The organism is Sphingobium amiense, from assembly GCF_003967075.1.
GTDB classification, from domain to species: Bacteria; Pseudomonadota; Alphaproteobacteria; order Sphingomonadales; family Sphingomonadaceae; genus Sphingobium; species Sphingobium amiense.
Map to the genome: position 1 here is coordinate 1,023,813 of NZ_AP018664.1, position 19,282 is coordinate 1,043,094.

16 protein-coding genes are annotated in these 19,282 nt (G+C 56.6%); all 16 read right to left on the reverse strand.

All coding sequences use genetic code 11. The annotated features are described in order from the left end of the window. Positions 1-59: 59 nt before the first annotated feature. Complete coding sequence (locus tag SAMIE_RS04825; protein ID WP_126516746.1) at positions 60-329, reverse strand: hypothetical protein; 270 nt, start codon at positions 327-329, stop codon at positions 60-62. Between the two features lie 207 nt (positions 330-536). Beyond that, positions 537-740, reverse strand: coding sequence for a hypothetical protein (locus SAMIE_RS04830; protein WP_126516747.1), 204 nt, complete (start codon positions 738-740; stop codon positions 537-539). A gap of 181 nt (positions 741-921) precedes the next feature. Next, on the reverse strand, positions 922-2,976 hold the full coding sequence (locus tag SAMIE_RS04835) for a glycosyltransferase family 9 protein (protein ID WP_083952587.1): 2,055 nt from the start codon (positions 2,974-2,976) through the stop codon (positions 922-924). Continuing rightward, positions 2,943-3,980 carry a class I SAM-dependent methyltransferase gene (locus SAMIE_RS04840; protein WP_066702286.1) on the reverse strand — a complete coding sequence of 346 codons (1,038 nt, stop codon included), beginning with the start codon at positions 3,978-3,980 and terminating at the stop codon, positions 2,943-2,945. Before SAMIE_RS04840 ends, SAMIE_RS04835 begins: the two co-directional genes overlap by 34 nt. Before the next feature lie 62 nt (positions 3,981-4,042). Beyond that, positions 4,043-5,221: a hypothetical protein gene (locus SAMIE_RS04845; RefSeq protein ID WP_126516748.1), complete on the reverse strand. Its 1,179-nt coding sequence runs from the start codon at positions 5,219-5,221 to the stop codon at positions 4,043-4,045. 209 nt (positions 5,222-5,430) lie between these two features. Continuing rightward, the gene (locus tag SAMIE_RS04850; protein ID WP_232037371.1) at positions 5,431-6,606 is read right to left on the reverse strand and encodes a lipopolysaccharide biosynthesis protein; all 1,176 of its coding nucleotides are present in this window, start codon (positions 6,604-6,606) and stop codon (positions 5,431-5,433) included. Positions 6,607-6,643: 37 nt separating this feature from the next. After that, on the reverse strand, positions 6,644-7,387 hold the full coding sequence (locus SAMIE_RS04855) for an ABC transporter permease (RefSeq protein WP_232037372.1): 744 nt from the start codon (positions 7,385-7,387) through the stop codon (positions 6,644-6,646). A gap of 223 nt (positions 7,388-7,610) precedes the next feature. After that, entirely contained in the window at positions 7,611-8,306 is a 696-nt protein-coding gene (locus SAMIE_RS04860; protein ID WP_066702275.1) for a glycosyltransferase family protein, read from the reverse strand. Beyond that, positions 8,306-9,799, reverse strand: coding sequence for a glycosyltransferase family 2 protein (locus SAMIE_RS04865; protein WP_066702274.1), 1,494 nt, complete (start codon positions 9,797-9,799; stop codon positions 8,306-8,308). Before SAMIE_RS04865 ends, SAMIE_RS04860 begins: the two co-directional genes overlap by 1 nt. Before the next feature lie 11 nt (positions 9,800-9,810). Then, complete coding sequence (locus tag SAMIE_RS04870; protein ID WP_066702273.1) at positions 9,811-10,443, reverse strand: HAD family hydrolase; 633 nt, start codon at positions 10,441-10,443, stop codon at positions 9,811-9,813. 7 nt (positions 10,444-10,450) lie between these two features. After that, positions 10,451-11,089: a PI-PLC domain-containing protein gene (locus tag SAMIE_RS04875; RefSeq protein ID WP_066702269.1), complete on the reverse strand. Its 639-nt coding sequence runs from the start codon at positions 11,087-11,089 to the stop codon at positions 10,451-10,453. A 33-nt stretch (positions 11,090-11,122) separates the two neighbouring features. Continuing rightward, positions 11,123-13,102 (reverse strand): hypothetical protein, encoded by a 1,980-nt coding sequence (locus SAMIE_RS04880; protein WP_066702266.1) that lies wholly within the window; start codon positions 13,100-13,102, stop codon positions 11,123-11,125. A 64-nt stretch (positions 13,103-13,166) separates the two neighbouring features. After that, positions 13,167-14,381 carry a polysaccharide biosynthesis/export family protein gene (locus tag SAMIE_RS04885; protein WP_145988115.1) on the reverse strand — a complete coding sequence of 405 codons (1,215 nt, stop codon included), beginning with the start codon at positions 14,379-14,381 and terminating at the stop codon, positions 13,167-13,169. A gap of 45 nt (positions 14,382-14,426) precedes the next feature. After that, on the reverse strand, positions 14,427-15,089 hold the full coding sequence (locus SAMIE_RS04890; RefSeq protein WP_066702254.1) for an ABC transporter ATP-binding protein: 663 nt from the start codon (positions 15,087-15,089) through the stop codon (positions 14,427-14,429). Between the two features lie 56 nt (positions 15,090-15,145). After that, positions 15,146-15,976, reverse strand: coding sequence for a class I SAM-dependent methyltransferase (locus SAMIE_RS04895; protein ID WP_066702252.1), 831 nt, complete (start codon positions 15,974-15,976; stop codon positions 15,146-15,148). A 105-nt stretch (positions 15,977-16,081) separates the two neighbouring features. Next, complete coding sequence (locus SAMIE_RS04900; protein WP_162849032.1) at positions 16,082-19,210, reverse strand: glycosyltransferase family 2 protein; 3,129 nt, start codon at positions 19,208-19,210, stop codon at positions 16,082-16,084. Positions 19,211-19,282 lie beyond the last annotated feature (72 nt).

Sequence of the window (19,282 nt, forward strand, 5' to 3'; positions counted from 1 at the left end):
ACCACCCGCATAGCGGGACATACCTTCCAACCGGGTCACTTCTCGATGAAAATCCCGGGTCAACTCTCAGTGGAAATCAACACGTTGATGTCATTGAGCTTGAAATCCTCGATCTGCGCGCGGGTGACGACGCTGACCGACTGAGGCGTTTCGCGCTGCGAAAGGGGGACGCGCATCGTGGTGGCCTGCTTGTTCACGGCATAATCGTCTTCCCCTTCGGTGCGCTGACCGGTGACGATGATGTCGGCGGGTGCAGTGATATCAGCGGATGCTTCCGCCGGCATATTGGCCGACGCGGCTGCCGCCAGAATGGGAAAAAGAACAGGCATGTCGATGAATCCCCTTGATTTCGCGTGTCCCTAGCGAGCTCAAAAAGGATTTGCAAGTCATTATCAATAGCATTCAGTGCGGCCGGAGGGAGGCAGCGCTGCAGTCCAGATGGGTAGGGGATGTGGGTAGCGGTGTTTGAGGAGGCGACTTGCCGAGACCGGATGGCGGGGCCGTCCCCTCATGCTCCTGTCAAACAACTCACCACTTTACCGCGTGGCGCGGCAAGGAGCTGAACTTGCGACCCCTGCGATGTCAAGGTAGCGGCGGGTGGTGATTTTTCTATTTAAAATCAGCGCTGTGGAGAAGTAATCGGGTGTGCTTGCCCAAGATTTGCCTAACTCGGCCATAAGGTCAACTTTCCCCGGAATCCACCAGTCAGCACGAGTGTTCTCGGGGTAGAGATAACTCATCGATAGCTTGGTTTCCACCCTAGTCGGAACCTGCGCAGATTTGGTGAAAGCACAGGCCGAAGCAATGCAAGCAGTATTCTATTAATTTGAAATTAAGATTAAACTATAAAATTCAATTGATGGAGGTAATCATTTCATAGAATGAGAAATAATTTTAAACTGCAAATTAAGTGGGGAGAATTTAGTCTATACTAATATAGTATGCAATGGCGTTTAGTACATCATCAACTGAAATCGCAGTTATGCATATTGCGCCTCTTCCGCACATTTCAATATCATTTAACCCGCAACCCGTACAGGGTACGCGCTTGCTCAGGATTTTCCCAATTCCGTCTTGACCCCATTCATTCCAATTGAGTCGGCCAACTTGCAGACTGACGGTTAAGACTCCTCGCATTGCGGCAAGATGCTTCGGTCCTGAATCATTGGCGATCATTAGTGCCGCATTGGACAAGATTGCGTCAAAGCTATCAGTGTCAGTGCGGCTGAACCGGTGCACGCGATGGGAGGCTTCGGGCGACCATTGTTGCTCGGGGTCATCACCCTCATCGAAAAACAACACAATATCTAGGTCGGTTCGGCGTAAGAGTTCCTCTGCAAGCGCAAGGAAACTCGCGATCGGCCACTTGTTAATCGCGTGGCGTGCTCCGGTGTGGAGGACAATATATCGGCGTGCAACTAGCCCATTGGCCGCAAGCACGGGACCGGAAACGAGTTTGCGCTCTACTGGCGCTCGGTCCGGAGTCATAACCAGCGCAAGCGTCTCAACAAGCGCCAGGACATTGACGGCGTGGGAATTTTTTTCGAGTTGATTGAGCTTGTCTCGTGATCGGATCGATATCCCGAAATCGAGAAATGTGAATCGTTCAGGATTGAAGCCGACAAGATAGGTAGCGCCAGCTAATAGAAGTAACGGACGTGTCTCGTCTCCCGGAGACAGATCGATGGCCAAATCAAGGGCACGGTCATTGAAAAGGTTGGAGATGCGCCTTTCTTCCGCATCGTCAAGATAACGGCGTTCGGTCCGGTGGTCGTAGGGAAGTTCAACGGTTAGTACCTCGTCGACGATTCCGCTCGCTTCGACAATTGCCTGAACGGACGGCTGAACTAACGCGGAAATCCGCGCCTTAGGAAAAAGGGCCCGCAGCCTGGCGAATGCCGGCATCGATGCTGAAAGGTCGCCGAGTTGGTCAGCCCTTATTATGAGAAGCGAATTAATCTCCCCATCAAACAGCGTTCGCGCAGCGGGCCTGGCGACTGTAGGTATCGTGTTCACGAACTCGTCGCAATCGGTCGTGCCATCCGCCGGCGATGGCACGAAAGCGTTTGAGCTTGCGAGTAACTCCTGATGGGCAAACTCGCCTATGTTGACGAACAGTCCAGCAGAATCCGATCGGCTTGGCGAGTTGACGCTGAGCCAATGGCGACCGGAGGGAAGCCGTGCGCTGTCGATCCAGGCATTGAAGACCTGGAGCATCAGGGGGCCGTCTAGGCTCACCAAATGAGTTGGCACTGTCTCGATGATCTGAGCGCACTCCCCCTCACCTAAGCTTATGCTAAGCGTTTCAATGTGGCGCAGTGAAAGCAGGCGACCGCGCACAGCGATGATGCCAGCGAGAAGAGGTTCAAGAACACCGTCTCGCTCAATCGACATGGCACCGACCTGATCGAGTTTTATCCCGATTGCATTGCCGGAAGATCGGCGTGGCGGACCGGATCGATTCCCCAATGGCCCCAGCCGTCGCCGCGGGTCGATGTCGTTCAGCTTAAGGCGATTAGGCAGGAGGCGGGCATCGACTGATCCGATCAGATTATCGTCGAAATGCGCACCGTCTGCGGTGTTGTCAATCCGATAGGGGTGGACGGTGAAACCGTCGCGTTGATTGGCGTCTGCCATTTGCCTCAGCGCTTCGGGCCTGTGAGCAGGCGAAGATACAGAACGATAGGCCGCAATCGCGCCGTTCAGATCACCGAATTCCTTCAGGCAGTTGCCGACTTGGATCTGCAGATCCTCTCGCCAAGGAAGCCAGTCAAGCGCTCGCCGATAGCTGACAACCGCCTCTATCCAATCATTGCGCAGTCTTGCCGCATCGCCGCGACGAGCGTGGGGAAGTCCAAATCTGAGTCTGACGAGCTTTACAATGCCGCGATGTGTTTTTCGGCCGCTGTTCTTGGCGCCCGTCCGTCCGGCGCCACGAACAATCACACGCCCCTCCACGCGATGAAGCCGAAGCATGTCGACGGGAAACCATCGACCGCAACCTTGAGATGTTGTGGTGGCCCAATCCAATCGCCCAGCGTTTGTGGCAGATCGTGATGGAAGGGCGGGAGATCGATGAAGCGGTCGAAGGGCTTGTCGCCGAGGGAAAAGTCGAGAGGCGCGACGCGATGTCCTTCGGCGATGAGTTCATGGGCCAGTTGTTCGAAATGATGACGCTGGAAAAGAACGGTCGCCCAATTGTCGATCGTTGGCCCGGCAGGATTGATGTTGAATTCCGTCGTATGAACGGAAATTCCACCAATTTTCAGTACCTTAAGAGAATTTCTGATGAAGTCGAGGCCATGCCTTATCGAGCCGAGATGTTCCAGCGCACAAACTGACCAGCAGAAGTCGTAATCCTGAAGATCATCGGGGATCTCGTTCATGTCGACATAGCGCAGGCCTACCCTCTCATCGAATGCGGAGCGGTCGACGAGATGCGAATGATAGGCGAGTTCCAGACTTTCGGTATGTTGGCTCGTTGCGCTCCACCCGGCGGCCTTGGCTTGTGCAGGCTCCATGTCCGTCATCGTAACTTCGATGCCATATGACGCAAAATAGCTCGGCAATGGCTCGATGCCACAGCCAAAGCCCAGCCCCCGGGCGCCTGAGCGGCGATGGCCGTTTTCGTGGACGACCTGGAGAACATAGGCCAACTCCCACACTTTCCGGTGGTAAGTCACGGGAATTTTCAACTCGCGGCACCAATAGGCCGCCCAGTCGCTTTCGATGTCCGCCTGTGTAGATGTCTTGCATGGCAAGCCGAGATAGCCTGGTGTCACGTCACCGGCGGGAAGCGGGGTGATTTCGCCAAGGCGACGGGCGAGATCGTATCCAAAAGTCTTGATATTAAGATAGGCAAGAGGGAGGTTTTTGACGACCTCTGTCAATGCGTTCAGGTTCGGACGCGAATTCTCGTCCACTAGGGACAGCAACCGTTCGAGCTTCTGGAGATCGCCGGGTGTTATCTTGGCTGTCATGTAAGGCTTTCGGATAGAATTGATGGATGTTGCAATTTATCGGAAAATGTAGGTAGATCGCTCTACATTGCCTTTGCTGCCCGCCGCACGATGAAACCGGCTGCGCCAGGCTCCTGATCGAAGGATGGATGATACGGGGTTAGTCGGAACTGGCCCACATCATGGCGTGATGACAGGAAATTCAAAGCCAGGCGCTCTAACTCGGACCGCTTGAAGTGAGGTGAGCGGCTGCCTGTTCCCACGACATGGACGGCCATTCCCATGGGACGCAGATATTTGAATGCCCAGTGCATGATCAGATCAACGTCTCCAACGGTATCGAAGCGGTCGCCTAGTTGGCACGAGCCGAGAAAATCGAAATCGAACAAATCTTCGGACATGAAGTCGGAAAGGTCGCCGGCACGGCGATATTCGGCTCCGACCGGCAGCGGGCCGGGATCGGTACGATCCAATATGGTGAGGTTGCATCCGCACGCGATGGCCAAATCGATGAATGACCGGTCGATCGGGCCGATGATCAGCCCTTTCGCGCCTTTTTCGATCATACCGTATGTGGACAATGCCTGAAGCAAATAGATGAGTGACCAATGGTCAAACATGTCTTCCGAGGCGGGGGCGAGACGCTGGCGCCAGTTTTCGAAAATCGGCTCCAAAAATTGACCGGGAGTCGCAATCTGCGACACTGGCTGCGTGAGGGTAGGGCTATCCAGCGATATGATGTGTGCGGTCGTTCTGAAGTTGCTCATGTCGCCAAAGCGCGTCGGCAATCCATCTCCCCGCGCGCCAGCCAGTTCTTCCGCTGCATCATAGGGGCGGTCGACGGTGACGCGAACGTCCGTTGCCGAAGCATCCGTTTCTCCGGCGACCAGCCCCATCAGGGCATAGGTCGCGCCACGGAAGGCTTCGAAGCTGATCTCGATATGCCCATGATTCTGGACCAGTCGATTGAGCTGTATACGTTCGCTGGTCACCATGCTGGCGACCGAACCTGGCTCGTCTGGAAGGAGATGTACGCGTAAAACCAGAGTGCCCTGCCTTGCGTGCAGATCCGCGAAGGCGACGGCGAAATGCGCGCGGCCACGAGCAACGCGGACATATTCGGTGTGGAAAGCATAGGATGGATCGGCATTGGGCGCCTGTCCGCCGATACCCTTGATCACGCTGGACGTATATCCATGAAAGGAAAAGGGATCGAGCGTCAGAGGACCCGCCACTTTTCCTTCATCCATCACAGGGTTCATCCGACAAGCACCTCCGCAGGGTGCTGTTCCCGAAAAGAAGACGCACCCAGGGATGTCTGCAGAAAAGCCGGTTCCCAGCCAAAGTCCACTCTGTCTGCTGCCTGTGATGCGACCCTACAGAGCCGCCCCGCATGGTTCTCGGGATGTTCCCAGGATGGCATATCGTTATGCTTGCCGTGTGCAATGCGATACCTTTTCCATCGCTGGCGTTAGGCCGCATGCTCGCGGACACCCGCTGCGATGAGCCACCCGATCGAATATAGCAACAGCGTTCCGATCAGCACCGTGAGCGTGATCCGCCAGCGCTCTGGATAGAGGCTCTTTACCGGCACGTTGGGTTCTACAACGTGGACAATATAGAGTTGTTGCCGCCGCGCCTGTTCCCTGGCCATGGCAAGCGAAGAGGCCGCCGCTTCATAGCGCTTCGCCAAGAAGCCCTGTTCCAGTTTCAGCTTCTCATAGCCGCCCATATCGGTTGCGATCGCATCTCGGGTTCCGGTCAGCTTGGCCGATTCAGCCGCCACCTGCCCCTCCAGAGCGCGAACGGTCGCCATCATCGCACGATATTGCGGGCTACTAGGGCTGATCGCACTGCGCATGAAATTGAGTTGGGCGCGGGCGGCGGCAAGGCGTTCGGCCAGGGAGCGAACCAACGCGATCTGCGCCTGTCCGGTCATCGTTGGGTCGATGTCGCCGCTGCTTTGCCGGAAATGCATCATCTGGAGTTGGATGTCCGACAGATTCTTTTCCGCCATGCTAAGCTGCTGCTTTGCCAGTGCAATGGAGTCATTGTAGCTTCGGCGGTTGAGTTCGTTCACGCGCGCTTCGCCGAGTTTCAACAGCTTTTTCACCAACTCATAGGAATCTTGAGGGCGAAAGCTGCGAACCGTCAGCGTGGTGATGCCCGTTTCCGAACTGAACTGCACGCCAACCATGCGCTGATAATATTTCAGCAGATTTTCCGGTGTGATTGTCGACGGGCTTAGCCGACTGAAATAGTCCGCCTCGGGCACACTGAACCGCTCTACAAGCCGATCCTGCTGGGCGAGAGCTCTGACCGCATCATGCGAGGAAAGATAGTCCGCCACACTCATAGCCTCGCTTTGCGACGAGGTCGCGCCGCCGGCCATGCTGATGATCTGGCCGATGCCACCGCCAATTGCGGGGGCAGAGGCGGCTTCGGTGCTCCGGACGAGAAAATGGGCTTCGGAAGAATATTGGTCGGACGCGATACCGAAAAGATAGGCCGTGGTGAGACTGGTGGGCAGCAGGACCACAAATATGAACATGTAATGCAGCCTCAACCACTGGACCGTGTGACCCAGCAGCGACACCTTCGTTTTGCCTTCGGTGAAATCCGGCTTTATGATGCCGTGCATATTCATGCCGAATGTCCGTTGTGCATGCGTTCGCGTCCTTGTTTCATCGCAGATGCAATCTCTTGCGGCATTTTGAAATAGAAACCAGACCAAGCCATGTCTGGATCAGGCAGACGGCGACCAGATAGATGCCGTCAAAATAGTCGAGATTTGCGCTGTTGAACTGACCAAAACGGGCAAGTTCAAAAATATGCGGCAGGGGAAACCATAGGACAATGCTTCGAATGGGCGCGGGCAGCCACCCCACCTGGATGAATGCGCAGGACAGCGGGATCATGAAATAGGCATAGGGGTGGATCAGGCGCTCAAGCGTCCGGTTGTCGTGCGTGCTAGACGTGATGATCATGGATTGGCTCCATGAACACCAGAACATGGCGAGGATGGCAAGAAAGAGGTATAGGGGGCGCGCGGGCAGCGCGACAAGGCCGACGCCCCAAAGAAGCAGCATCAGCATCATATAGGTGGTGAACGTGCCCGCTGCTTCCAGCAGGGCGCGGGCAAGAACCACATCGAAAATCGTCACCATTCGGTGATAGAGCAGCACAGAACTGCCCTCCACCACACCTTCCGAGCGGTTCACGATACCGCGAAACATGATGAAGGTGGTGTATCCGAGGACGGTGAAGGGGAGTGGCTTGATATCGCTGCCGTAGGCGGTGTGGCCGCCATGATGAAGCAGCGCCATGACGCTGGCGAGGATCATGGGTTCGCCAAACAGCCAAAGATAACCGATATTTTCGCGACCGTAACGAGTGTGCAACTCGCGTAAGAGAAGTGCGCCGATCACACGGCATTGGATGGCAAGGCCGGCGAAAAACGAGTGACGTCGCCTTGTGTCCAGAGCTGTTGGCGTCATAGGTTAAACTCGTTGTTCGGCATCTTTGAAACCAAATCGTCGATCACCGCCACGGCCAAGAAGTTCTCCCGGCTCGACAAGCTATGGCTAACGGGGCTTGATAGCTGCGCTCGGCGGTAATGTCGATGGACATGGTCAGTTTGCAGGCCGGCGTTCAGGACATGACCTTAATGTCTCGCACCTGCTGCACAGCAACGGTCGCGACGCTGGCGCCGTCAGCGATGACGCCATTATAGAGCGGGCAGACATAAAGTAGGCCGTTGAAGGCGAGAGAAGCTCGATGCTGGATGCTGTGCCCGATTGCGCGCAACAAGGTGGCTGCGTCTCGGAAAAAATAAACGCCGGCAGAGGCCTGATCCGAAATGACCCGCTTTTCGGCTGTGCGCAGGACGTAACCGTTGGCACCAATTTCGGCATAGCTGTAAGCAGGATTGGATGACGCAAACGTCAACAGCAAACCGCCCAACCGTTCGTCCTGGAAGCGCGTGAGAGGGTCTGCCTCATCATCGAACAGGATGTCAGCCAGATCAATGCACAGAGGCGAGCCGTCATCCGCCAAGGCAAGGCCTGCCAGCGCGGTGAGCGCCGCCCCGCCTGTAAAGCTGCCTAGAAAGACTGTCTTAGATCCTGGATACCATTTTTCGAGCTGCTGGTCGGCGAATTTGCGCGACGTGGGGGTGTCGCGCAAAATGAACACCAGATCGTTTGCCGTCGCCGCACCAGAGCGCCACCAACTACGCGATTCCAAGGCCAGTCGCAGGAGGGGCGTCCCTTCGACAACTCGTTCTGCGCGCGTGGTGCCATCTGTCAGCTCGAAATCGGGACCAGCGAGGGGAACTATGATTCGCATCAAGCGGTCTGACGCTCGAGATAAGCTTCTAGATCGGGAGGCGTCCCCAAGCCTGACATGGCTTCTGGCGCAACCTCATAAACGCCGATGCGTGCACCGTTCCGGATCATATAATTATATACCGGACAGGTGTAGAACTCGTTGTTTACGCGATCATTTCGCGCAATCATGTCGATGGCCGCCTTCACGAACTCGCTACCACGGCGGAACAGATAGATGCCGACCGTTGCGAGATCGGAAATGGGTTTCTTCTCCGCCACTTCCGTCACCAGCCCATTGTCGTCCAGCCGTGCGAAGGACCATTTGGGATCACGGTCCGCATCGCGGAATACCAGGATAGAACCATCGAGGTCGCGGTCCAGACAATCCCGCACATAATCGTCGACGGAAAAATCCACCAACTGGTCAGAGTTCGCCACGAGCAGGGGGCGCTCATTGTCAAAGGACGCCCGTGCGAGCAGCAGCGTGCAGGCCGTACCCTCGGTCAGTTGATCCACCAAGGTAAATTCGATGCCGCGGTCGGAGAGCGTAGCAAGTTCTGTTTCGCAACGCGCGACGTGATCCTTCCGTACCAGAATGTGCACGGAACCGCCTTTGGGCGTAACATTGTCGACGACGTGGCGGATCATCGGTCGGCCCAAAACGTCGATGAAGGGCTTGGGTTTGTCATAGCCGGCTTTGGCAAAGCGACTCCCTTCGCCTGCTGCGGGGATTACGACCTGGACCGCTGACCGAGCAGTGTCTGCATCATGACGGAGAGACCGCAAAATCCGTCCCTCCTCATATTCCTCAATCTTTGCAGGTGAATAGAAGCTGTGATAGCCGCTTGCGGGAATCTCCACGCTTCCCACGCGCGCACCGGCCAGAATGATCTCATTCAACGCCGGAGCGATATAATAGAGTCCCTGGTGGCTTGCGCCGGATTCGATGCACGATTTGGCGGCGGCAACGAATGTTGCGGCGGTTTTGAAATAGTAAATCCCCGCCACGGCGTTGCGGCTGACAACCCGCTTTTCAGCTGCTTGAAGGACATAGCCGTCCGCATCCAGGCTGACATAGGACCATCGCGGATGCACCGAGTCGAAGGTGACAACGCCTGCATCGACCTCTTTGCGCTGAAAATCGGCGATGATCGCGCGCAAATCGGCATCAATGATCTGGTCGCCGTTTGAAATGATCAACGGCTCGTCCATATTGAATTCGTCGATTGCCATCAGGCACGTGCACAGGCTTCCCTGTGTTTCAGCGCCGAGTTGCACGATAGTCCCATGGCCTTCGCTGATTATGTCCAGCGACCGATCCAAGGAGAAGCCCGCCGCATCGTCGCGTCGGATCACGAAAATGAAGCGCGCATCGGGATCGAGAGGCTTTAGACCGTCCACGACACGTTCGATCATGGGAACGCCGGAGATTTCGACCAGCGGTTTGGGGAAATGATAATCCTCCTGCTTGAAGAAGGGGGATTGGGTTGCGAGCGGGACGAGAATTTGCACGGCCGAGTACCTCAGTTCGCTGCTGCAGCTTCGATGCTGTCGATGACCTTACGAATGCGCGGATAGCTAACATCGGTCGTCAGACCGATAGTCATGAGATGTGCCCCGGATGCGCGCGCGGCCTCGATACCATGATCGTTGTCTTCTAGGATCAAAGTTTCGTCTGGCGTGACGCCCAACTTCTCCATGGCCAAAATATATATGGCCGGATCGGGCTTGCCGCGTTCCACATGCTGGGCGGACAATTGGAGATCGAGGTAGGGTTCGAGCTTCGACAGATTCATCATCAGCTTGACGGTGTCGATGACGGAATTCGAGCAGACGGCGAGCTTGTATCCCTCCTGCTTCAGCCGGGACAGCGCATCGCGGTGATGGAATACCGGACGGCAGCGCGCGTAGGTGATCTCCTGTGTGTAACTCTGCTTCAGCCTGTTGGTGAAGTCGTGCAGGCCACGAGGAAATCCGCGCGTTTTTGTTAGCAGATTGAGCTTGTCCTTCGTGGGCAGCCCGTCGAAGGTCGACAGATGGGCATCGCGCGAGATGGGCATGCCGAACAGATCGAGCGCCATGTTGAGCGCCTCATAATGCCAATCCTTGGCCTCGATGAGGACCCCATCCATGTCGAAGAGAATCGCTTTGATCATCGTGGCTTCAACCCCCTATCGCGAAAAACGCCTGCGCCTCGTCTGGAAAGTCGGTACAGAGCCAGAAGCGCTCTGCATAGTCCTTCTCGACGCCCCGCCAATATGCCCATGCCTCCAGATGTGGACGGCGATGCAGTTCCGGTGAAACGAGCGCAATATCTCCGCTTGTGGCGGTGCCCGCCTCGGCAAGAAGCGCGCCATCAGCGAAAGGGCGTTCGAAAGAATCGAGCCAGACGCCAGCTGCGTCTGCATCGAGAGGGGAGGGGCCTTCAAATTCGCTGCGCCGGACGTAAAAGGGCATAGCTGCCTTCCGATAACCAAGCAGGTCCGGGACCGACATGTCGAACACCACATAGTTGGTGACGCCGGCCTGATCGAGCATCGTTTTCATCGCTCCCTGCATGCCGTCGGCCTTGACGTTCAATGCCAACTTGGTGCGATCGGGATAGCTGAGATAGATGCCGAGGAATGACGCGAAGTCCATCGCATCGGTCTTCGGCGGATCGTGGCTGATGACGAGCCGCCCATCGCAATCCCGCACATCTGTTTCGATTCCAAAACCATATTCGAACGCCCGCCGGATGGCGGTCTCGCTGTTCTTCTCATCCGGCGTGCGCCAGAAGCCACGGTGAGCAAGATAGTTCATTGTTGGCGTCCAGATTGAAAAGGCAGGGAATCGTCAGGCCGATGCCGCCGACGATGCGACAAGAGATGCAAAGAAATTTCGGAGGTCTTTATCCGAGCTTTTTTCAGCGTCCTGAGCAATTTCGGCATGCAATTGCTCAACGGTCCGTCGCCCGCGATAAATTTCAAACTGAATTGAAGAGCGCAGAATCTCGTGGAACTCCGTGCCATGTTCGAAAAGGATCGTCCGCAAATGGGCGTGCGGAAAGAAGCGCACGCGATAGGCTGGATCGACCGCCGTGCCCGGTGCCACTATGGATCGCATCAACTCATAGCCGTCCATCAGACGATCGAACGCTACGCGATCCGTTATCATGTAGCGATCGCCGACGCCCTCGATATAAGTTGCATGGGGGTCATGGTCGAACATGCCCCAGTTGGTCGCCCCTGACAGAATACGCGATTCGAGATGTTGTCCGAGAGGACCGGCCAAGCCGGTCAGATCCGAACGTATCAGCAATGCATGCGTGACGGGTCTGCCGGCATTTTCCTCCGCCTGCTTCACAAGCGATCTGTGAGCGGCGATCCGGTTCCACATGCGGCCCTGATTAAGCAGCGGCGTCGATTCGCCGAAAACTTCGGTCAGACGATTGCCGAATTCAGCCAGAAAGGTAGCGTCGCTATCGATCGAGATGAATGCATCGCGATCGAACTGCGACCTTAACGTTTCCGCGTCAATGACCTGTGTGTGCCGGCATTCATCCAACAGCCGGTTGGTTATGGTAGGAATAAGCGGCATGGCATCCCGCACGGACATCAGGCGATATGTCGCGAGACGGTCAGCAATGGGTTGCGGTATCAGGTCCTGGAGGAAGGAATAACCGTCTGCTTCCTGAAGTTCCCGCTGGCCGCTGTCCTGCCAGGTGGCCACGCCGAAGCTAAGGCTGCCGCCCCTCTCGACAAAGCCCTGAAGCTCCGACTTCAAATAGGTACTGATAGGATCGAGAAGATATCTGCCGAACCGCACCTGCCCGAAAAGGCCGACATAGAGATGTGGGCCGGCATCGGCCGCTTTGGCGGAATAGGTGGGCGCCAGTGCGCCAATGGCCGAGAAGTCCTCCGGCGGGCGCAGTTCGCGGCGGAGCTTGCGCGCACGTACTTCAATCCCGTTAAGCTTGGCAGCTGACCGTCTGAATGCGGGCGGATTGTCGCTCGCTAAGCGTGCCGAACATTCAGCCATGACGTGCGAAGCGGTGGCCGCAAAGGAGCGATCACCTTCTTCGGCGAAGGCGAGCAACGCTTTTGCGAAAACCGGGTCGCTGACAGATTCGGGCATGGCTAGCAGACGGTCCGCAATCGTTCGCGCCTCTCCCCACCGACGGGTAGCGACCAGATAGGCGAAAGCTGTTGAAAGCAAATCTGCGGACATATGCGCGGGCAGTTGTATGAGCATCTGCGCGAAAATATCGGCACGCAGGTGCAGGCGATCCGGTGTCAGAAAGGTCCACTTTTGCAAATGAAAGAAGAACTGGTCAGGATCATTTTCAGAATTGATGACAGTCTGCAGGATTACCTGGGCGACCGCGAGGCGCGCCTGCTCCATCTCATGGCTTGGCAGAATGGCAGCCAAGGAATTGGTAAGATCTATGCTGTGACCCGCTAGCGTCGCGAGGAGCTCGCGTCGGATGCCTGAGAAGCTCGGTACGGTCTCAACGCTTTCTTGACTGACCCCGGCCAGCCAGTGAACCGCGTCAGAGATGCGTCCGTGTTGGCTATGATGCTGGGCGATCAGCAGCCGGATATGGGGATGCGCCTGGAGTTCTGCGGGCATGCGCGCCAGAATCTTGTCCGGCACGGTCGAGCGTCCTGACATGACCGTCACGACGAGCAGTTCCAGCGTCGCTCTAAAATGATGTGGGGCGACGGCGACGATGGCTTCAAGCGAAGCGGCGGCGCTCCGGTGATCCCCCGCATCGCGAACGGCGACGCACTGGCTTACCTGATCATCCAGGGAAATGGCGGTTTCTTCATCCACTCGAACTCTCCGTCTTGGGGCATCTCGGACGAGAAACCTTGTCACGACCTGTTCTCCATTCCGTTTATTGCGACAGGGCGCGTGCTGTAATGAACGGTGAAAACAGCTGATTAAGAATGCCCACAAACTTCGACGCGCGGTTGATGTTGGCGTTGCTGATGTACAAGACATCCTTGTCCTGCATCACGAATTTCTGGGACAAGAAATAGCTTTGCGGTTGCATCAGGTTCAAGCGATAGATTGTCGGCTTTGCTTCGCTGCCATCAAGCGGACGAACGTAGCGGAACAGGAATATCGCTTTGGGATTGGCGAGGGCGTCGTTTGGCCCGCCCGCGCGGGCAATGGCTTCAGCCAGGGTGAGCTCGGTCTGATCGAACGGCACTTGCGTCACCTTGGTAACCGCGCCGAACACGGTGTAGGTCTGGGGTTCCTTGATCAGTTCGACCACATCGTTGGCGTGCAGTACGATGTCATTGGCCGCTCCCGCGCGAATGCGGTCAAGCCGCTCTTCGACGACCTCACCGTCGCGCGTGACGCGCACGACCATGTCCTGGGTCTGACTGACCGTCCCGCCCGCTTCGGCGATGGCTGACAGGAGCCGCTCGCCGCGCAGGCTCAGCTCAATACGCCCCGGCTTGCGGACGTCCCCGGTCACATAGACCGTATTGCTCATATTCTTCTTCAGTAGGACCAGCGCCTGCGGCGACTGGGAGCGGCCCGCATAGCCCCTCTCGATCATATGCGCTATTTCGGCGGGGGTGCGACCCGTGACCGTAAGTTCGCCGATATAGGGCAGCTTGATTGCGCCATTGCGATCCACTGGAACTGCCGCAAATTCCTCGCCGCGAGCCGCTGGATAGAGTGAGTCGCCCGTCGGGGTCATTCCCCCGAACAAGCCAACGCCAACCTCATAAACGGCGATGGAGAGAATGTCGCCTGGCCCCACGACGTCATTACCGAGTGCCAGGCCGCCGCCCCCGAGATTTGCAAGCGTCGCAACATGTTTATTCGCCAGCCGGCTGTCCTCGGCGAGCCTGGAAATCATCGGCGCCGAGATGTCCACCAACGCCATTCCCAAGCCGTTATCTCGCTGCGTCACAGCATGAGTGATCTGACCAGCCGTCGGTCCATTAGTGGGAAGCGCAGCACAGGCAGCGAGCAGGGCAGAAATTGAAACTACCGCGCCGGCGCGGAAAACCCGGTAAGAAGGGATAAACAGCGAAGTTCTCCAAGATTTGAACGCTCTACGCTTAGAAAGGGGAGGGTGGGCCTGGCGCATGAAGCGAAGCACTTAAACGTGCCTTGGGGGGAGCTCAACCCATAACTATGACGCCAGCCTTTGCAGTCTGTGGTGCACCTCGTTCGCTTCGTCGATCGTGTCATAGAAAACGAGGCTTCCGCCATAGACCACGGCGCCCCGGCGGCAATATTGTCGGAGCGTCCCCGGATCGTGCGAGATCATGATCAACGTTGCATTATCGCGCCTGTGGAGCAGCGCTTCTTCGCACCGAATACGGAAGCGCTCGTCACCCGCGCCCGTGATTTCGTCGACCAGATAGCATTCGAAGTCGATGGCCAACGAAATGCCGAAAGCGAGGCGCGCGACCATGCCTGCAGAATAGGTTCCAACAGGCTGATATAGATAGGCGCCGAGCTGCGCGAAATCCTCCACATAGTCGAGCACCGCCTGCTCGGAATGGTTATACAGGCGCGATATGAAGCGCGCATTATCGGCGCCCGTGAGATTGTGGTAGAAACAGCTTGCATAACCAATAGGCCAGGATGTGGTCATCGAACGATGAACCTTGCCCTTGGTGGGATATTCTACGCCAGCGATCATGCGCATCAGGGTTGATTTCCCGGCGCCGTTCGCCCCGCAGATGCCCAGGCTTTCGCCCTTGTGGATCTTGAAGTTGAGGTCGGCGAAAACGTGCTTTTCGAATTTCCGTATATGGTACGTCTTAGAGACGTTTTCAAATTCGATCATGCTAAGGCTTTCTTGTCCGTCTTTCTGGCGATGGGCCGGAATGATTGGCAGCAGGGCTATGCGCTTCTTTCGGACGCGCAATCCTCAAGCACGGCGCAAAACTCCTGTCGATCACGAGGCGTGTTGTAGATGCGAACCGGGGCCAGTTCAATCAGCTTGAGCAGTCGCAGCATCGTCAAAATCTCGCGGAAGCGCGCCGGCGTAAACCGCCAGGCGCGAGCATCGATGAAATGATCTTCCCCATCCTCATAGGTTCTGATCGCGGCCCTGATCTGATCCCTGATCGCCGTCTCGTCGAGCGCGCCATGGTCGCTGGCCCAATGGCGACACGGATCATTGTGGGTCGCAAGCGCCCGCTGTTCGATAGCCGTCGCCATTGCGTGTCGCGCGCGCGGCGGGCGATGGGCCTGCACAATATCTGCAATGGAACTTTCGCCAAGAAGCGCGTCTGAAGAGAAGCGTTTGTCGGAGACGATCAGGTAATAGCGTCCGCCGGGCACGAGCAGCCGGGAAGCCATTCTGAGATGACCAATGAGATCGGGTTGATATTCTATGACGTGACTGGAGAAAAGCGTATCGAACGTCCGGTCGATCGCATCGAGGCCATCGGGATAATCTATATTTTCGGGGCAATTGCTAATGTCCAGCCCGCGCGCTTGGCTGCGCGCCCGCAGCGCACTCGCATCGAGAAGGTCGGCGTATGAAATGGAAATCCCGTCCAACGCCGGGGCGCAGCCTGGGCCGATCTCCAGTATCTCACCCCTCTCCTTAAAGACCATCTCGGACAGAAAGCCCTCCCGCGTGTCCGCGAGCGTAGCGATGCGCCCTTCATCGATACCAAAAGTGGCATGATGGGCCTTTGCCTCCTCCGCGGTGAAAGCCGCCAAATCGGAGTGTAACTCTCGATAGAGCACGGAATTGAATTCCGGGAGAAGGGTAGGCCTGTCTGGCATTATACCATCATTTTAGGACCGGATGGCCTGCTTGTCTGCTCAATATCGCAAACCTGCCAAGTTGATACCGAAGTCCTCGCGATCATAGGGCAAATGTGGTGAATAATAAGGGTCGATCGTTAGCTTTTCCTTCCAGCGATCCCGCATGAATTTCACCTCGGCTGCGGCGCGCGCCATCTTTTCGGGCGTGTCTTCTGCGCCTCGAGAGATGCTCTCATGATGGAACAGTTTGGCGAAAGGCGTAAAGAGATTCCGGTATCCCGCCTCGCGGACGCGAAGGCAGAAATCTACGTCATTGAAGGCGACTGTCAGCCTTTCTTCCAGGCCGCCCACTTCCTCGAAAACCTCTCGACGCACGAACAGGCACGCGGCGGTAACGGCGGACAGATTTTGGTGGACCTGCAAGCGGTTGAAATAGCCCGCCGCGTCATGCGGGAAATATTTGTGCGAATGCCCCGCGCATCCGCCGAGACCCACTATCACGCCTGCATGCTGGATGGACATGTCTGGGTAGTAGAGTTTGGCTCCTACGCAGCCGATGTCTTTTTTCAACGCCCATGACGTCATTTCCTCGATCCAATCGGGCGTTATGACCTCAATATCATTGTTGACCAATGCAATGACCGAACCGCAGGCGTGTTCGACAGCGAAATTATTGATCTTAGAATAATTGAATGGGTGAGGATAAGGAACAACTTTTACGTTTTCGTAGGACGCTAGAGAAGAGAAATATTCGAACGTGCTTTTTTCCGATGACCCATTATCTACTATAATGATTTCATAATTATCATAGGTGGAATTCTTCAAGATGGAGTCGACGGCAATCTTGAGAACGTCGGCCTTATCGCGCGTTGGAATGATGAGAGAGACAAGCGGGGCCTCCTCCGGCAACGCGTAGCGCACCCGGTAATGATGCACGCCTTTTAGCACCTCTACCTTGCCTGCCTGGCCGGTTCGGGTGAGATGCTCGCGAACGGCCGCTTCGCCGGTTCGCAGCACATAGTCCTTTTCCTCATTGTCGAGAGCGGTTGAACCGGTGAGGGCGCGCCAATGATACAATATTTGAGGAATGTGAACGACTTGCTTGGGTTGCAGCTTTTCGATTATGCGTAGAATAAGATCGTGATCCTGACTGCCTTCAAAACCGGTTCGCCATCCTCCGACCTCTCGAACCAGGTCCGCGCGCATCACGGTGAGATGGTTCACATAATTTTGAGCCAGCAACAATTCAGGCGAATAGTCAGGCTTGAAATAGGGATCGAAGCGCTGACCGCGTTCGTCCAGCTTGTCCTCATCGGAATAGATCAACCCTGCCGATGGATGTGCCGCGAGATATTCCGCGACGGCAAGGAGCGCTTGGGGCGCCAGCGTATCGTCGTGATCGAGCATGGCTATCCAGCTTCCAGTAGCGAGTTCGAGCGCGCTGTTGGAAGCTCTGCAGATGTGGCCGTTGGTCGAGCGGTGCACGACCTTAATACGGCGATCCTCGATCGCCGCCTCGTCAATGATCCGTCTGACATGAGGATGGGTCGATGCATCATCGGCTATGCAAAGTTCCCAATTTTCGTAGACTTGCTCCCTGACGCTGGTGATCATTTCACCCAGGGCAGTCGCGGAAGGATTGTAGGTTGGCACGATGATGCTGATCAGCGGGCGATCCGCTAATGCCTCATAGCGCTTCTTTAATTCCTCGCGACCTGGTGCGCCCTGAGGCTCGTTGCGCGAAATCCAGTGATTGTAGCTGGCGTCGGTTATCGGCGAGAGTATACGTGTCAGGGCCATCGCCGCGGGTGTTTCCGGTCGGCGGCTCGCTTCCATCGCGAAGCGCAGGAGCAGAGACGCCCCGCCTGCCTGATCGATCCCGCCAAATTCTTCTGTAAAATAGGTTTCGGTGGTCAATGGCATGGCTTCCATCAGCGAGATGCTGGCGGTGCCAGTGGTCGCTGCAGGGTCCCATCTGATCGCGACGAGACGGCGTGGAGCCGCAATTGTGGCGCGATGAAACCCGTTGAGATCAGGACTGAGCGGAATGGAATTGCCTTCGGCGAAGCCTTCCCCGTAATCTAGATAAAGCTGCCCCGTTGTGGCATGACCATCAATGGATGCGCGGAAACGCAGGGCGAGCAGATCGTCTTCGATCGCAGGGCCGACCGGTGTTAACGAAACCCATGGATCGTTGCCTGTAAACTCGATCATATGACCTTCGGAGCCGAGCTGCATGTCGTTGCTCGTCAAGATCTCCAGATTAAGGCCAATCTGTTCGAGCCGATCATGAAGCGAGGCAAGATTCTTCGCGTCGCTCTCGCCTGTTGCCAGTCGCAGGCGGCGCACCACTTCGGGCACAGACCAGGACAGCTTGCGGCCGCTTAAGGCGTGGGCGATGGCTGGTTGGGTCAGCGCCGCTGCTATCATGGCCGAAATATCAAGCGATGACGCGTTTTCGATCAACAGCTTCTCGGTTGCCCACGCAGGAACGGCCGGCGGCATCTGTGCTTTGACGAACCGGCCGTCCATCGCAGCATAGGCGACCTTGGCGGCGAATTCGGGAGAAACGAGGAAATCGCAGATGGATTCGGCCAAAGGTGTATCGGGGCGGGCCTTGATGACATCTTCGGATTCCGGCGCGCGCTGCAGGAACAGAAGATAGCAATTCTGAAGATCTTCGCGGCAGGTCGATGCCTTGAGCCGAGGCTTGGCGATTTTTGCGGCGAGAGGAGCGAGGACGGCCGCCTGACCTTCGCCGAGGGATTCGTCGAGCAGATTGGCGAGGATCGGGTAGCCCAGGCAGAATGCCAGTAAAGGTGCGAGATCCTGAATTTCAGCGAGGGCGTCTTCATCATGCTCACGCGGGAGAAGCAGGGCGGCCGCCCAACGTCGCAGATCACCCGTCACGGGACCGCTGAACAGGCTCGCATGTAGTCGCCCTTCTATGAAGGCGCTGATGTCGGACCGAAATTCTTCAGATGAGAAAAACGCCCGGATCAGCGTCGCTCGATCAAGGCCCAGCTTTTCCTCGATGACGGCGTCGGCTTCATGCTTCCGGCCCAGAATCAGGCGATAGCAGTTCGCGACATCCTCTTCGGTGGCTGCCGCTGCCAGTCCCATGGCATTGGCTTGAGAAATTGACTGTTTGGCAGATACCGGCGACGTCGACAGGAATCTTTTCATTCGGCGAACTACACGCTGCATTCGGTACTCCATCAGACCGGTATTCCACTCGGCGCTTAGTGACGCATTGTT

Coding starts and splice junctions, on each gene's coding strand:
- SAMIE_RS04825 (WP_126516746.1), bottom strand. CDS start 329: ATGCCTGTTCTTTTTCCCATTCTGGCGGCAGCCGCGTCGGCCAATATG.
- SAMIE_RS04830 (WP_126516747.1), bottom strand. CDS start 740: ATGAGTTATCTCTACCCCGAGAACACTCGTGCTGACTGGTGGATTCCG.
- SAMIE_RS04835 (WP_083952587.1), bottom strand. CDS start 2,976: ATGCTTCGGCTTCATCGCGTGGAGGGGCGTGTGATTGTTCGTGGCGCC.
- SAMIE_RS04840 (WP_066702286.1), bottom strand. CDS start 3,980: ATGACAGCCAAGATAACACCCGGCGATCTCCAGAAGCTCGAACGGTTG.
- SAMIE_RS04845 (WP_126516748.1), bottom strand. CDS start 5,221: ATGAACCCTGTGATGGATGAAGGAAAAGTGGCGGGTCCTCTGACGCTC.
- SAMIE_RS04850 (WP_232037371.1), bottom strand. CDS start 6,606: ATGAATATGCACGGCATCATAAAGCCGGATTTCACCGAAGGCAAAACG.
- SAMIE_RS04860 (WP_066702275.1), bottom strand. CDS start 8,306: ATGCGAATCATAGTTCCCCTCGCTGGTCCCGATTTCGAGCTGACAGAT.
- SAMIE_RS04870 (WP_066702273.1), bottom strand. CDS start 10,443: ATGATCAAAGCGATTCTCTTCGACATGGATGGGGTCCTCATCGAGGCC.
- SAMIE_RS04875 (WP_066702269.1), bottom strand. CDS start 11,089: ATGAACTATCTTGCTCACCGTGGCTTCTGGCGCACGCCGGATGAGAAG.
- SAMIE_RS04885 (WP_145988115.1), bottom strand. CDS start 14,381: ATGCGCCAGGCCCACCCTCCCCTTTCTAAGCGTAGAGCGTTCAAATCT.
- SAMIE_RS04890 (WP_066702254.1), bottom strand. CDS start 15,089: ATGATCGAATTTGAAAACGTCTCTAAGACGTACCATATACGGAAATTC.
- SAMIE_RS04900 (WP_162849032.1), bottom strand. CDS start 19,210: ATGAAAAGATTCCTGTCGACGTCGCCGGTATCTGCCAAACAGTCAATT.